Annotated in this window: 11 protein-coding genes and 1 tRNA gene; 11 read left to right on the top strand and 1 reads right to left on the bottom strand. The window is 54.2% G+C overall.

The genetic code is table 11. The annotated features are described in order from the left end of the window. Window positions 1-656: 656 nt before the first annotated feature. Window positions 657-731: transfer RNA gene (locus ACFOWX_RS01500), tRNA-Gly, on the bottom strand. A 244-nt stretch (window positions 732-975) separates the two neighbouring features. Between ACFOWX_RS01500 and trxA the strand changes: the two genes are divergently transcribed. The 11 genes from trxA (at window position 976) to nirB (ending at window position 13719) form a co-directional block, all read left to right on the top strand. Then, window positions 976-1356 (top strand): thioredoxin, encoded by a 381-nt coding sequence (gene trxA / locus ACFOWX_RS01505; RefSeq protein ID WP_381420684.1) that lies wholly within the window; start codon window positions 976-978, stop codon window positions 1354-1356. A 70-nt stretch (window positions 1357-1426) separates the two neighbouring features. Next, on the top strand, window positions 1427-2332 hold the full coding sequence (locus ACFOWX_RS01510; protein WP_381421051.1) for a tetratricopeptide repeat protein: 906 nt from the start codon (window positions 1427-1429) through the stop codon (window positions 2330-2332). After that, window positions 2329-2940 (top strand): LON peptidase substrate-binding domain-containing protein, encoded by a 612-nt coding sequence (locus ACFOWX_RS01515; RefSeq protein ID WP_381421053.1) that lies wholly within the window; start codon window positions 2329-2331, stop codon window positions 2938-2940. The genes ACFOWX_RS01510 and ACFOWX_RS01515 overlap by 4 nt, the downstream gene beginning before the upstream one ends. A gap of 18 nt (window positions 2941-2958) precedes the next feature. Continuing rightward, complete coding sequence (gene mobA / locus ACFOWX_RS01520) at window positions 2959-3570, top strand: molybdenum cofactor guanylyltransferase (RefSeq protein WP_381420685.1); 612 nt, start codon at window positions 2959-2961, stop codon at window positions 3568-3570. 36 nt (window positions 3571-3606) lie between these two features. Then, window positions 3607-4185 (top strand): ANTAR domain-containing response regulator, encoded by a 579-nt coding sequence (locus ACFOWX_RS01525; RefSeq protein WP_381420686.1) that lies wholly within the window; start codon window positions 3607-3609, stop codon window positions 4183-4185. Window positions 4186-4187: 2 nt separating this feature from the next. Next, entirely contained in the window at window positions 4188-5399 is a 1212-nt protein-coding gene (locus ACFOWX_RS01530) for an ABC transporter substrate-binding protein (protein ID WP_381421055.1), read from the top strand. Window positions 5400-5665: 266 nt separating this feature from the next. Next, window positions 5666-7072 (top strand): CmpA/NrtA family ABC transporter substrate-binding protein, encoded by a 1407-nt coding sequence (locus ACFOWX_RS01535; RefSeq protein ID WP_381420687.1) that lies wholly within the window; start codon window positions 5666-5668, stop codon window positions 7070-7072. 27 nt (window positions 7073-7099) lie between these two features. Continuing rightward, the gene (locus ACFOWX_RS01540; protein WP_381420688.1) at window positions 7100-8167 is read left to right on the top strand and encodes an ABC transporter permease; all 1068 of its coding nucleotides are present in this window, start codon (window positions 7100-7102) and stop codon (window positions 8165-8167) included. 11 nt (window positions 8168-8178) lie between these two features. Then, complete coding sequence (locus tag ACFOWX_RS01545; RefSeq protein WP_381420689.1) at window positions 8179-9912, top strand: ABC transporter ATP-binding protein; 1734 nt, start codon at window positions 8179-8181, stop codon at window positions 9910-9912. A gap of 50 nt (window positions 9913-9962) precedes the next feature. Continuing rightward, window positions 9963-11198 (top strand): porin, encoded by a 1236-nt coding sequence (locus tag ACFOWX_RS01550; RefSeq protein WP_381420690.1) that lies wholly within the window; start codon window positions 9963-9965, stop codon window positions 11196-11198. Window positions 11199-11217: 19 nt separating this feature from the next. Next, window positions 11218-13719, top strand: coding sequence for a nitrite reductase large subunit NirB (nirB, locus tag ACFOWX_RS01555; RefSeq protein ID WP_381420691.1), 2502 nt, complete (start codon window positions 11218-11220; stop codon window positions 13717-13719). Window positions 13720-13721 lie beyond the last annotated feature (2 nt).

Here is a 13721-nt window from a genome sequence, read left to right on the forward strand (position 1 = left end):
ACACCAAAGGCTCCAATGCCGTTCGCAGACCTCGAAGACAACCATCGGTAATCGGGCAAAAAAACGTCACGAAAGCAGAACAATGCGAATATCAATTAGACAACACAATACTAAATAGGATCGACGAGAACAGGTTTTCAACGGATGCCAACTGCCAGAATGATGTTATGCTTGGCATAAAACTTTGGCGATTGTATACTTTGCTACCCATCTCGTTAGCATTGTCGTCAATTGCATAACACTTTTCATTCTTGCTTTAGACAAATCAAACCCATCTTTTGTTTTGAAATTTTTCAATCTATAGCAGAGTCGAATGGGCTTGTGCAGCATTCTTCTTAAAGAAAATTTCCGACTTGAGTTATGACAGTCTTATGATCTACCGATGTCCCAGACCTCTGAAAAAATGATATTTTTCCAAAATTTTTACATCGCGTATGAGGCTGGTTTTAATAACGGTGAGTGACATAGCGATTTTACCCCCCCCTTCCCCCTAGGGGGTGGCCGCCTGAATTTTGCAAAAATCACCGTCGCCTCAACCCGCTGGGAGGTTTGTGCGGTAAGCGCTTAGGCTGGAAAATATAAGGTATTTAGTCAAGCATTCAGTCGGGTGCAAATTAGCACCCCTCTTGCAATCGACCTGTAAGTGCTTGAAAAACTGGAGCGGGCGAAGGGATTCGAACCCTCGACCCCAACCTTGGCAAGGTTGTGCTCTACCCCTGAGCTACGCCCGCTCTGGCGGTCGGGAGATGCTTGATTCCCGACAGGTGAGGCGCGCGGTTAGCATGGGTTTTTGGGGGCTGCAAGCGCAAATTACCGCGAACTGTGATATTGTGACGATAATCGTGCATTTCCCTTGTTTATCGCTTCATTGGCACAAGCACGGGCATGACAAATTGTAACCAGCGCGTTATCGAGGCCGAACCGCACTTTTATGATAACGAATATGATAACAGACCGATGGGAAAGAGGCACGATATGGCGAGCCCCGCATTGAATGATCAGCAAAAACACGAAGTGATGACGTTTCGGGAGCAGGTGGTTGCGCCGTCGATGGACAAAATTGTCATACTCGATTTTTTTGCCGAATGGTGCGGTCCGTGCAAGCAGCTTATGCCTGTGCTCGAAAAAACATCGCGGGCCTATGCGGCAAAGGGTGTTGAGCTCGTCAAAATAGATGTCGACAAAAATGAGTTTATCGCGTCCCAATTTCAGGTGCGATCCATTCCCACCGTTTATGCGGTGCATAAAGGAAAGCCTGTCGCCGATATGACCGGCGCGCGCACAGAATCGCAAATTGCCGAGTTGATCGAAAAACTAATCGCCCAATATCAGGTAAATCCGGTAGCGACTTCGTGAACCTATCGCGCTATCAAGGCTCCTTGATTCCTTTTATCCGGATTTTGACAGGAGAGTAATTTTGGCGACCATGGGTCTGACCACTGAAGAACAAAAGGCCGTAGACGCGTTTCGCAAGGATATTGTCGAACCGTCGATGGACAAGCTGGTTATCGTTGATTTCTGGGCCGATTGGTGCGGTCCGTGCAAGGAATTGACCCCTATCTTGGAAAAAGTGGCCGCCGACTATGCCGACAAGGGCGTATTGTTGGCCAAGGTCGATGTGGATGAGAATAAGTTTATCGCCTCTCAATTTCAGATCCGGTCGATCCCGACCGTCTATGCCATGTTTCAAGGGCAGCCGGTTGCCGATTTGTCGCCTGCACGGACCGAACCGCAAATCACCGAAATGCTCGACCGCCTGCTGGAACAATTTCCAGTCCAAGGGGCGCCTTTGGACCCGATGGCGGATGTGGAACCGTTAATTGCCGCCGGTGAGGAATTGCTGTCGGCTGACGGCGGGGCGGAAAAAGCCTATGCGTTGTTCACCGATGCGATTGCCGTGGTTCCCGAACATCCAGGGGCGCTATCCGGATTGATCCGCGCTTTGGTATTGCTGGACCGGTTGGAGGAAGCCGCGGCTATTTACGATCACCTGAGCGATGAAGTGAAACGCGAACCGGCGCTGGAACGTGCGCGCGCGGCGGTCACGATTGCGGCAGAAGCAGTTGACCCAAGCGAGCTTGCGGCGATGCAGCACGCGGTCGATACCAATCCCGATGACCATCAAGCGCGGTTTGATCTGGCCAATGCGCATATGGCGGCCGGTAACAGAGATGCCGCCGCTGATGGCCTGTTGCATATCATTGCGTCCGACCGCGAATGGAATGGCGGCGCGGCGCGGGCGAGATTGCTTGAAATATTCGAAATGATTGGCTTGTCCGATCCGTGGGTGTCGGCGACGCGGCGCAAATTATCGGCCATATTGTTCGGATGAGCGCGAAACGCATCTCGATCTTTCCGCTATCTGGCGCGATCCTTTTTCCCGGCATGCAATTGCCGCTGCATATATTTGAACCGCGATACCGCGCTTTGGTCAGCGACGCTATGGCACGGGACCGAAAAATCGGGATGATACAGCCGGTAACGGGCGGCCATGAGCTTTTCAAAATTGGCTGTTTGGGCCGGATAGATGAAGTCGAAGCATTGGAAGATGGCCGCTATAACCTGATATTGGAAGGTCTGCAGCGGTTTGAAATCATCCGTGAGCTGGAAGTGACAACAGAGTTTCGGCAAGTCGAGGCGAATTTGTGGGAAGAAGATGAGCTGGGCGAAGCTTTATCCATTGCAGAGCGCGCCTCATTGGAGATGGAAGCACGCAAATTCGCCGATGCGCAAGGCTATGCCGTTGATTGGAATTCGGTCAGCCAGCTGGATGATTATTCGCTGGTCAACGCCATCGCGCAAATCGCACCATTCGATTTTGCCGCCAAACAAGCCCTGTTAGAAGCAAAAGGTCTGGATCACAGAGCGGACCTGATCGTGCAGATGATGGCATTTTTCGGGCGGCATGACGGTGACGATAACCGGGTTACCTTGCAATAATATAGCAAGGGTGAGCGCATGACCTTTTTACCAGCAACCGCGATCATCGCCGGCGGAACCGGCAGCCGCTTGGGCGGTAATAAGCTGGCAACAAAGCTGGGCAATGTCACGTTATTTGACCATGCCGTCCATTTGGCGCGGGGCTATACGGATATTGTCATAGTGGTGGTTCGCGATGAACAGGCGGATATTCCCGTAAATCCGTTGGAGCGCGTTTATGATGACCCGGCAATTGCAGGACCGCTGGCCGGTATCGCTGCTGCGCTGAATTGGGGGCAGGCCAATGGCAGGACGCATATATTGGCGCTTGCCAGCGATACGCCTTTTTTGCCGGCAAATCTGCTGGACCGATTGCGTCACCATATCAACGGCGACAATATTATTTTCGGTGATTATGACGGCCGCCTGCAGCCTTTGGCCTCGCTATGGCCGGTATCGGCGCTCCGCCATTTGCCCGGCTATTTGGCGAGCGGTAAAAAGTCGGTCATCGGCTTTGGTGAATATATCGGCCTCGTTACCGTGTCATGGCCACTTGGCGAGATAAATCCCTTTTTCAACATCAACGATCCCGGCGACCTGTCTGAAGCGGAGCAGATGTTTATGTTGCACCTGCGAAATAAATCGGTTTAGACGAACAGGCATATACTCTCGTTTCGGAGTCGCCATTTGCGTATCGCTGTCATCGACGAAAATGCTGCTCGTGCGGCCATCATCGAGCAAGGCCTTGCCGAGGCCGGCGAAACCGAAGTCTTTGTGATTTCGGAGCGGCATGGTCTTGCCCGCGCAATCGAAGCGCTCGACCCGGATGTGGTGTTGATCGATCTGGGCAATCCGTCGCGCGATATGTTGGAAGAATATTTTGCGGTCAGCCGCGCCGTGGCCCGCCCGGTGGCGATGTTTGTCGACCAGTCGGATGACGAATCCATCGGTAATGCAATCGAAGCAGGCGTGTCGGCTTATATAGTGGATGGCATGACTTCGGCGCGGATCAAACCGATACTCAATCTGGCCGTTCGGCGTTTTAAGGCTTTTTCGCGACTGCAAAATGAACTGCAACAGGCGCGCAGCGCGCTGGCCGACCGCGATATTATCGAAAAGGCGAAACGGATATTGATGGAAAAACGCGGCATGAGCGAGCCCGATGCCCATAGCATGCTGCGCAAATATGCAATGAACAGTAACAAAAGGCTGGCCGATGTTGCCGATGCTATTGTGATGGCGGAAACCATGTTGGGGGGCGAATGACGATGAATGACCGGCTGACGATCGGATTTTTGCCGCTGGTTGATGCTGCCCTGCCAATATTGGCGCAGGAGCTGGGCTTTGCAGAAGAGCAAGGGCTGACTCTCGAATTTATCCGCGATGTCAGCTGGGCATCGGTACTGGACCGGTTGCTGTATGGGCATAGCGACTTGGCGCATATGCTGGCGCCGCTCGCTATTGCGACGACATTGGGCCGGGGACGTCCGGCAAAGCCGCTCGCTGTGCCCTTTGTGCTCGGGCTGAATGGCAATGCGGTTACGATGTCACTGTCGCTGGCCGATAAGGTGGTAACGGGGGATGGGCTGGGGCAACCCTATCCGGTCGGGGCGAAGCTGAAAGACGAAGCGCTCGCCCGTAAGGCTGCGGGACGCAAGCTGCGCTTTGGCGTGGTTCACCGCTATTCCAGTCATAATTACAAGCTGCGCTATTGGCTTGCCGAATGCGGTATTCACCCGGACGCGGACGTTGAAATAGTTACCATAGCGCCGCCCTTTGCCGCCGATGCGCTGGGCGGGGGAGAGGTGGATGCAATTTGCGTGGGCGAACCGTGGAACAGCGTGGCGGTTGAACGCGGTGCGGGACGAATTGTGCTGGTTACGGCGCAGATATGGCGGCGCGGCGTTGAAAAAGTGCTGGCGACCCCTGCGGAGAAACTAACGGAAAAGCAGGATCAGGTTGAACGGCTTATCCGTGCGTTGCATTATGCCGGGCGCGATTTTATCAATCCCGATCATTTCGACCGCAATGCCGCCATTCTGGCCCGCAGCGAATATTTGGACGGGTCCGGCGCGCTAATCCGCAGGGCCATTTCCGACCATATCATGCTGCGCAGCGCCACAGAGCCATTGCATATTCCCGATTTCATGTTCCAATATCGCGAGGCTGCGAATTTTCCCTGGGTGAGCCAAGCAGCATGGCTTTATTCGCAAATGCTGCGCTGGGATGATTTGCCCTATGATGCGCAGCAGCAAAAACAGGCGGAGGCGGTGTTCCGGCCCGATATATACCGCATGGCACTTGCCGGGCTCGATGCGCCCATGCCATCGGCCAATTCAAAGGTTGAGGGCGGTGTTGATGGCCCGTTGGCGGTTGGCGCATCGCAAGGGACTTTAACGCTAAGCTCCGATCCATTTTTCGACGGCCGGGCTTTTGATCCTGACCAGATGGAGCAATATCTGGTATCGCTGCCCGGTTAAATTGCCTAAAAAATAGGCATTGTGCGATGCAAAAAATCTCTTGCCTTATTTTTAAGCAAAGCTATATCTGATTCGGCAGGGGCAATAGCTCCTCAAATATATCACTGAACTGTCCAATGGGGGGCAGAGGCGGTGGAAAGCAATAGCATGAATAGGCAATGGCGCCGCCCGACAGGTCGATAAGACTGATTGTCGAGGCGGTTTTTTGCGTTTTCACTTGCCTTGTTCTTCCCCGCTTTTGTCACGGCAAAAAAGGAATTTGAGTCATGAAAAGCAACCGGCGTAATTTTCTACTTTTGGCAGCCTGCAGCTTGGCTATTGCAGCTTGCGGCAGCGGCAGTGACAAGCCCGCCGGTGAAAAAGTAACCGCGGCGAAAGTGGATGGTGCCATTGAAAAACCAGCTTTGAAGCTTGGTTTTATCAAACTGACCGATATGGCACCGCTTGCCATTGCCAAAGAAAAAGGATTTTTTGCCGAAGAAGGCTTGAATGTTACGCTGGAGCCGCAAGCCAACTGGAAAGTATTGCTCGACGGCGTGATCGGCGGACAGCTTGATGGCGCGCATATGCTTGCAGGACAGCCGCTGGCGGCGACCATTGGTTATGGCACAAAAGCGGATTTGATTGCACCTTTGTCGCTCGACCTGAACGGCAATGCGATCACGCTGTCTAACGCGGTTTATTCGAAAATTGAGCCGACTTTGAAAAAAGGTGCCGATGGGAAAGTCGAACATCCGATCAGCGCTGCCGCGCTGAAACCAGTCATCGCCGAGTATAAAGCGTCGGGCAAGACATTTAAAATGGGCATGGTATTTCCCGTTTCCACGCACAATTACGAACTGCGCTACTGGCTGGCGGCTGGCGGCGTTAACCCTGGCTATTATACCCCCGGCGATGTCGGCGGCACAGTGGGGGCAGAGGCGCAGTTGTCGGTAACGCCGCCGCCGCAAATGCCCGCCACGATGGAGGCGGGGACGATTGACGGCTACTGCGTGGGCGAACCATGGAATCAGGCCGCAGTGCAAAAGAAAATCGGTGTGCCAGTCATCACCGACGATCAAATCTGGAAGAAGAATCCGGAAAAAGTATTGGGCCTGAAAAAAGAATTTGCCGACAAATATCCGGCGACCACGGCTGCCTTGCTGCGCGCTATTATCAAGGCACAGCAATGGCTTGATGCGGATAACGGCAAAAACCGGGCCGAAGCGGTGAAGATATTGGCGCAGCCAAACTATGTTGGCGCTGATCCTGCAGTAATTGGCGCATCAATGACCGGCAAGTTCACCTTTGCCCCCGGCGATACCCGCGATGCACCGGATTTCAACATCTTCTTCCGCGATTTTGCGGGCTATCCTTACTATTCGGATGCTGTTTGGTATCTGACGCAAATGCGCCGCTGGGGCCAAATCGCCGAGGATAAGGACGATCAGTGGTATTTCGATACTGCAAAGTCAGTATATCGTCCGGACCTGTATCTCGCGGCTGCAAATAAGCTGGCGGCAGATGGCGTTATTCCCAAGGAATCAATCCCTGACACCGATGGATATAAGGGCGAACAGTCCGGCTTTATCGACGGCGTGACCTATAACGGCAAAGCCCCCAACGCCTATCTCGCCAAATTCACCATCGGCCTGAAAAAAGGCCAAACCGTCAGCGCCGCTGGCGTCAAGTAAGCATAAAGATTGAAAAGGAGCGATGGCATGGCAACGGCCATTTTGAAAAATATCGAAGACAGCACAGCGGCGACGTCCGAACCCAATTCGGCCAAAAGCATCGCTGCTGAAGCAGAAGCAAGCAGCAGCGATGCTGCCGAGCCTAGCAAACCATCGTTCCTTCAATCAAAATTTGTCGAAGAATTGGGCCCCCGCATGAAGGCATTTTTAGTGCCCGTGTTCGGGATACTCGCCTTCCTCGCGCTATGGGCAGCGCTTGCCCCTACTGTCGATACCTCGCTCGGCAATTTGCCGGGACCGGTGCAAGTGGGTGAGCAAGGCGTGGCGTTGTATCAGGAATGGTCCGCGACACAGGCCGATAAAGCGGCTTTCTACGAGGCGCAGGAAGCGCGCAATGCCGCCGCAATTGCCGCAGGAACGCCCGTTCAGGAATTTGAATATGCCGGCGCGCCGACTTTTCTGGATCAGATTTGGACATCGCTTAAAACCGTTGCTTTGGGCTTTTTCCTCGCGACATTATTCGCGGTGCCCATCGGCCTCATTTGCGGCCTGTCGAAAACTGTCAACGCAGCGATTAATCCGCTGGTTCAGATTATGAAGCCGGTGAGCCCGCTCGCTTGGCTGCCGATTGTGACGATGGTTATTTCCGCCACGATTACCAGTCCCGATCCCACCTTGCCCAAGGCTTTTGTGATCTCTGCCATCGTGGTGATGCTCTGCTCACTATGGCCAACGCTCATCAATACCACGGTGGGTGCGGCCTCCATCGACCGTGATTTGCTCAATGTCGGCCGCGTTCTTCGCCTTGGCTGGTTTGCGAAGTTGACCCGTTTGATCCTGCCATCGGCGCTACCCTATATTTTCACCGGCATGCGCCTGTCGCTGGGTGTGGGCTGGATGGTGTTGATCGCGGCAGAAATGTTGGCGCAAAATCCCGGCCTTGGCAAATTTGTCTGGGATGAATTTCAAAATGGATCTTCACAGTCGCTTGCCCGGATCATGTTTGCGGTGATCGTGATCGGCCTGATCGGCTTCATGCTCGACCGGATCATGATGTATCTGCAAACGCTGGTCGCCAAGAACCGCACGATTTGATGGAGGCGGCAATGGGTACGAATAACATCCTCTCCCTTTCCAATGTGTCGAAAAGCTTTAACGACGGCAAGTCGGTCAGCCATGTGCTTGACCGGGTGAGCCTTGATGTCGAAGAAGGCGAATTCATTGCGATACTCGGCTTTTCGGGCGCAGGCAAAACCACCTTGATCAATTGCATCGCCGGATTGGAAGAAGCGGACAGCGGAGAGGTGCGGGTGAAGGGTGAGGTCTGCACCGGGCCGGGCAAAGACCGGGGCCTAGTGTTCCAAAGCTATTCGTTATTCCCATGGCTATCGGTTGAGGCAAATGTCGCCATGGCGGTGGAATCTGTCCATAAGGATAAGAGCAAGGACGAACAGGCCGCGCTGATTAAGCAGAAGATTGAACTGGTAGGATTAAGCCATGCCATGGACCGCAAACCGGCACAGCTGTCGGGCGGAATGCGGCAACGTGTGTCTGTGGCACGGGCGCTTGCGATGGAACCCGAAATCCTGTTGATGGATGAGCCTTTGTCGGCATTGGATGCATTGACCCGCGCCAAATTGCAGGATGAGATTGATCGCATCCGGGAAGAGGAAAAACGCACAATCGTTCTGGTGACCAACGACGTCGATGAGGCGCTTTTGCTGGCGGACCGAGTGGCGGTGATGACACCAGCTCCGGCGGCCACAATAGGACAGATTTTTGATGTTAATCTGGCCCGGCCGCGCAGCCGTGCGATGTTCAACGAAAGCGAAGACTATAAAGCGCTGCGCAATAAGATTGTCGGTTATCTTGATGCGCTGAATCAGGGCCAAAAGGCCGAGGCGAGCGACTTTGGCGATTTGCCCAATGTTACCCCGCTGGACCTGTCCGCTGCGCGTAAGTCGAAGCCGAGCGAGAAGCAATTGCCGCAGGCCTATCTGGATGCAGCGCATAGCCCGATTGAGCGCCGCTATCTCGAATTTTTCAACCTGAAGAAAATATATCCCACCCCCAAAGGTCCGCTGACCGTGGTGGAAGACGTGAATATATTGATGGACCGGGGCGAGTTTATATCGCTGATCGGCCATTCGGGTTGCGGCAAATCCACGGTGCTGACGATGGCGGCGGGTTTGAACGAAATTTCCGGCGGCGGCATCGTATTGGATGGCCGTGAAATTGATGTCGCTGGTCCGGACAAAGCCGTTGTATTTCAGGCTCCCTCGCTGATGCCTTGGCTCACCGCACGGGAAAATGTAAGCTTGGGTGTGGAGCGGGTTTATCCGCATGCCAGCCGGGCCGAGCGGCGCGATATTGTCGAATATTATCTCGACCGCGTTGGCCTTGGCGATGCGATGGACAAGCGTGCGGCGGATATGTCGAATGGTATGCGGCAGCGTGTCGGCATCGCCCGCGCCTTTGCCCTATCGCCAAAGCTGCTGCTGCTTGATGAACCTTTTGGCATGCTCGACAGCCTGACCCGTTGGGATTTGCAGGATGTATTGATCGAGGTTTGGAACCGAACGAAGGTGACGGCGGTTATGGTCACGCATGACGTCGATGAGGCGATTTTGCTGGCCGATAAAGTGGTGATGATGACCAACGGCCCGCACGCCACGATTGGTAAAGTGCTGGAGGTCGATCTACCGCGTCCGCGCGACCGCAAGGCGTTGCTCGAACATCCGAAATTTTATGCATATCGGCAGGAAGTGCTCAATTTCCTTGAGGAATATGAACATGGCCATGCTGGCAAAAGCTCTCAAAAGGAGACCGAGGCGGCCTGATGATAATGGCATGAGGGAGGGGAACCACTGCCAAAATGAGGAATAAGCATATGAAAAAAGGGTTTCAGGGAAAAATTCGCGTCATGCTGCTGTCGGGCGTTGTTCTGCTAGTGCCGCAATTGGCTCATGCAAAAACAGGCGACCCGGTCACAATCGGTAAGGGCGTGACGCTGGACCCGATTTTTGACGCAACCTTGCGTTATGAAGCGGTGGACCAACCCACCGTTGATGCCGATGCGTTGACGATCCGCTTGCGGTCGGGATTAGAGATAGCAGCAAGCGGCTTTTCTTTCCTAGCGGAAGCTGAAGGCACGCTGGCTTTGGTGGATGACTATAATGACACCATCCCCGGCAATGGCACGGAACCTTTCGCGGTGGTGGCTGATCCGGAATCAATCGAACTCAACCGGATACAGGTGCAATATGCGAATAAGAATTTCGGCCGCATAACGGTTGGGCGTCAAAAGTTAAACTTGGACGATCAACGCTTTGTTGGCTCGGTCAGTTGGCGTCAGAATGAACAGACATTCGATGCGGTAACCGCGCAAATAACGGCGCTCAAGCCGGTCACATTGGAAGGCACCTATGCGATTTCGCAGCGCACTATTTTTGGCAGCGAAGCCGGACCGCGCGCCGCGTTTGACGGCGACTTTGTCTTTTTGGGCGCATCAGCGGATGTCGGCCCGATTAAGCTCAAGGGCTTTTCCTATCTGATCGATTATGATTTGAGCGAACCGGTGGCAACTTCATCGACGCAAACCTATGGCGCGATGGCATCAGGTAAGATTAAACTGGGCGGCAAAGCTTCACTCGACCTGCGTGCACGTTATGCGATCCAAAAAGATTATGGCGGCAACCCCGGCAACTATTCGGTAGACTATGTTGACGGCAGCATCGGCACCAGCATCGCTGGATTCAGCCTGAGCGTGAATTATGAAAATCTGGGATCGAATGGCGCAGGTGCGCGGTTCCAAACGCCGCTGGCAACGCTGCATAAATTCAATGGCTTTGCCGATTTGTTCCTGTCCACCCCGCCGCAGGGGCTGGAGGATAAATATGCAACCATCGGGTATAAAATCCCGCTGCTGGGCGGCATAACCACGGCAGTGACCTACCATAATTTTGACAGCGACAAAGGCGGCATTTCCTATGGCGACGAATGGAATGCCAGCGCCGCGTTCAAATTGGGGCCGCTAAACGCCCTCGTCAAATATGCCGATTACAATGCCGACCTGTTCGGCGTGGATACCAAGAAGCTGTGGCTGCAATTGGGCTATAGTTTCTAAAAGAAAGTGGACTGACAGCATGAATGCGATCGTAAACATTGATCCGAAAGCCGGTGACAGCAAGACCGAACATCTGGTGGTGATCGGCAATGGTATGGCCGGATGCCGCGCCGTGGAGGAAATCCTTGCGCGGAACCCGGATCGTTATCGGATCACCATTTTCGGGGCCGAACCCCGGGTCAATTATGACCGTATCATGCTGTCCCCCGTCCTTGCCGGGGAAAAGAAATTTGAAGACATCATTATCAATGATCAGGCCTGGTATGATGATAATCAAATCGAACTGGTCAGCGGCGATGCCATAATCGCGATTAAGCGCGGTGCCAAAGAGGTGGTTAGCGCATCGGGGCGCGTCACGCCTTACGATAAATTGTTAATTGCGACTGGATCTGATCCGTTCATCATTCCGGTGCCCGGCAAGGATTTGGATGGCGTGGTAACCTTCCGTGACCTGGACGACGTGGATAAAATGCTCGCTGCGGCCGATGCAGGACAGGCACGGGGCGGCGGACGCGCGGTGGTGATTGGTGGCGGTCTCTTGGGGCTGGAGGCGGCGCATGGATTGAACCTGCGCGGTATGGACGTCACCGTCATCCATTTGATGCCGACATTGATGGAGCGGCAGCTGGACGAAGCGGCTGGGTTCCTTTTGAAAAGCGAATTGGAAAGGCGCGGGCAGACGATCCTGACCGAGGCCAATACCGCTGCGATCATTGATGCAGGCGACGGCAGGGTGGAATCGGTGCAATTGTCCGATGGCCGCGTCATTGCCGCCGATATTGTCGTTATGGCGGTTGGTATCCGGCCCAATGTGCGGTTGGCGCAAGAGGCAGGGCTGGATGTCGAACGCGGTATTTTGGTTGATGATTACATGGTCACCAGCGACCCGTCGATTTTGGCGGTTGGCGAATGCGTACAGCATCGCGGGGCTTGCTATGGACTGGTCGCGCCGCTGTGGGATATGTGCCGGGCGCTGGCCGATGCGGCGACCGGAACCGAAACGGCGGGTTATCAGGGATCGGTAACCTCCACCAAGTTGAAAGTATCGGGCATAAACCTGTTTAGCGCCGGGGATTTTTCGGGCGGCGACGAATGCGAGGATATCGTCATGCGCGATGCGTCGCGCGGCGTCTATAAACGGGTGGTGGTGAAGGATAATAAGCTTATCGGCGCGGTGCTATATGGCGATGTCGCCGATGGTGGTTGGTATTTTGATTTGCTCAAAAAAGAAGAGGATGTTTCCGACATAAGGGAGGCGCTGATATTCGGGCAAGCCTTCGCGTCTGGGGGTGCGCTTGCGGACCCTAATATGGCCGTTGCGGCGCTTTCCGATGATGCGGAAATTTGCGGCTGCAACGGCGTATCCAAAGGACAGGTTGTAGCGTGCATCAATAGCGGCGCAGGAGACTTGGACGCCGTGCGCGCGGGATGCAAGGCATCGGCCAGCTGCGGCCAATGCACCAATTTGGTCGAAAGCCTGCTGGCGATCACGCTGGGCGATGAATTCGCCCGTGAGCGCAAGGTAAAAACCATGTGTAAATGCACCAGCTTTGGCCATAGTGATGTGCGCCGCTTGATCCTTGAAAAGCAGCTGACCAGCATTCCCCATGTGATGCAGGAGCTGCATTGGACGACGCCCGATGGCTGTTCCTCCTGCCGTCCGGCGCTCAATTATTATTTGCTCTGCGCGCTGCCCGGCAAATATGTCGACGATCAGCAAAGCCGGTTCGTGAATGAACGGCTCCACGCCAATATCCAAAAGGACGGCACCTATTCGGTAGTGCCGCGTATGTGGGGCGGCGTCACAAATCCGCGCGAGTTGCGCGCCATTGCCGATGCAGCCGAAAAATATAATGCTGGCATGGTGAAAGTAACCGGCGGACAGCGGCTTGATATATTCGGTATCAAGAAAGAGGATTTGCCCTCCATCTGGGCGGATTTGAATGCGGCTGGCATGGTATCGGGTCATGCCTATGGCAAGTCTTTGCGCACCGTCAAAACCTGTGTTGGTAGTGAATGGTGCCGCTTTGGCACGCAAGATTCAACAGGGCTCGGGATCAAGCTCGAACGGATGAGTTGGGGGAGCTGGATGCCGCATAAATTTAAGATGGCGGTATCGGGATGCCCGCGCAATTGTGCAGAGGCCACGATCAAGGATTTCGGAGTGATCTGCGTCGATAGCGGCTATGAACTGCATATTGGCGGCAATGGCGGCATCCATTTGCGCGGCACAGATTTGCTGTGCAAGGTGGAGACCGAGCGCGAGGCGCTGGAATATGCGGCGGCCTTTGTCCAATATTACCGCGAAGACGCATGGTATCTGGAACGCACCGCGCCCTGGGTCGAACGGGTCGGGCTCGACCTGATCAAACAGAAAATTGTTGAGGATGCGGATAACCGCGCTGATTTGGCGCAGCGTTTCTATTTCAGCCAAAATTATAGCCAGCATGATCCTTGGGAAAAACGGGCGAAAGGCGAAGACGCGCATCTCCATGCCCCCTTATTGGCCGAAGTGGATTGAGT

It is taken from the genome of Sphingorhabdus arenilitoris (assembly GCF_042651485.1).
Classification (GTDB): Bacteria; Pseudomonadota; Alphaproteobacteria; order Sphingomonadales; family Sphingomonadaceae; genus Sphingorhabdus_B; species Sphingorhabdus_B arenilitoris.

Excerpts from the sequence above, each read along its gene's own strand:
- trxA (WP_381420684.1), top strand. The coding sequence starts at position 976 with ATGGCGAGCCCCGCATTGAATGATCAGCAAAAACACGAAGTGATGACG.
- mobA (WP_381420685.1), top strand. The coding sequence starts at position 2,959 with ATGACCTTTTTACCAGCAACCGCGATCATCGCCGGCGGAACCGGCAGC.
- ACFOWX_RS01550 (WP_381420690.1), top strand. The coding sequence starts at position 9,963 with ATGAAAAAAGGGTTTCAGGGAAAAATTCGCGTCATGCTGCTGTCGGGC.
- ACFOWX_RS01510 (WP_381421051.1), top strand. The coding sequence starts at position 1,427 with ATGGGTCTGACCACTGAAGAACAAAAGGCCGTAGACGCGTTTCGCAAG.
- ACFOWX_RS01540 (WP_381420688.1), top strand. The coding sequence starts at position 7,100 with ATGGCAACGGCCATTTTGAAAAATATCGAAGACAGCACAGCGGCGACG.
- nirB (WP_381420691.1), top strand. The coding sequence starts at position 11,218 with ATGAATGCGATCGTAAACATTGATCCGAAAGCCGGTGACAGCAAGACC.
- ACFOWX_RS01545 (WP_381420689.1), top strand. The coding sequence starts at position 8,179 with ATGGGTACGAATAACATCCTCTCCCTTTCCAATGTGTCGAAAAGCTTT.
- ACFOWX_RS01535 (WP_381420687.1), top strand. The coding sequence starts at position 5,666 with ATGAAAAGCAACCGGCGTAATTTTCTACTTTTGGCAGCCTGCAGCTTG.
- ACFOWX_RS01515 (WP_381421053.1), top strand. The coding sequence starts at position 2,329 with ATGAGCGCGAAACGCATCTCGATCTTTCCGCTATCTGGCGCGATCCTT.
- ACFOWX_RS01530 (WP_381421055.1), top strand. The coding sequence starts at position 4,188 with ATGAATGACCGGCTGACGATCGGATTTTTGCCGCTGGTTGATGCTGCC.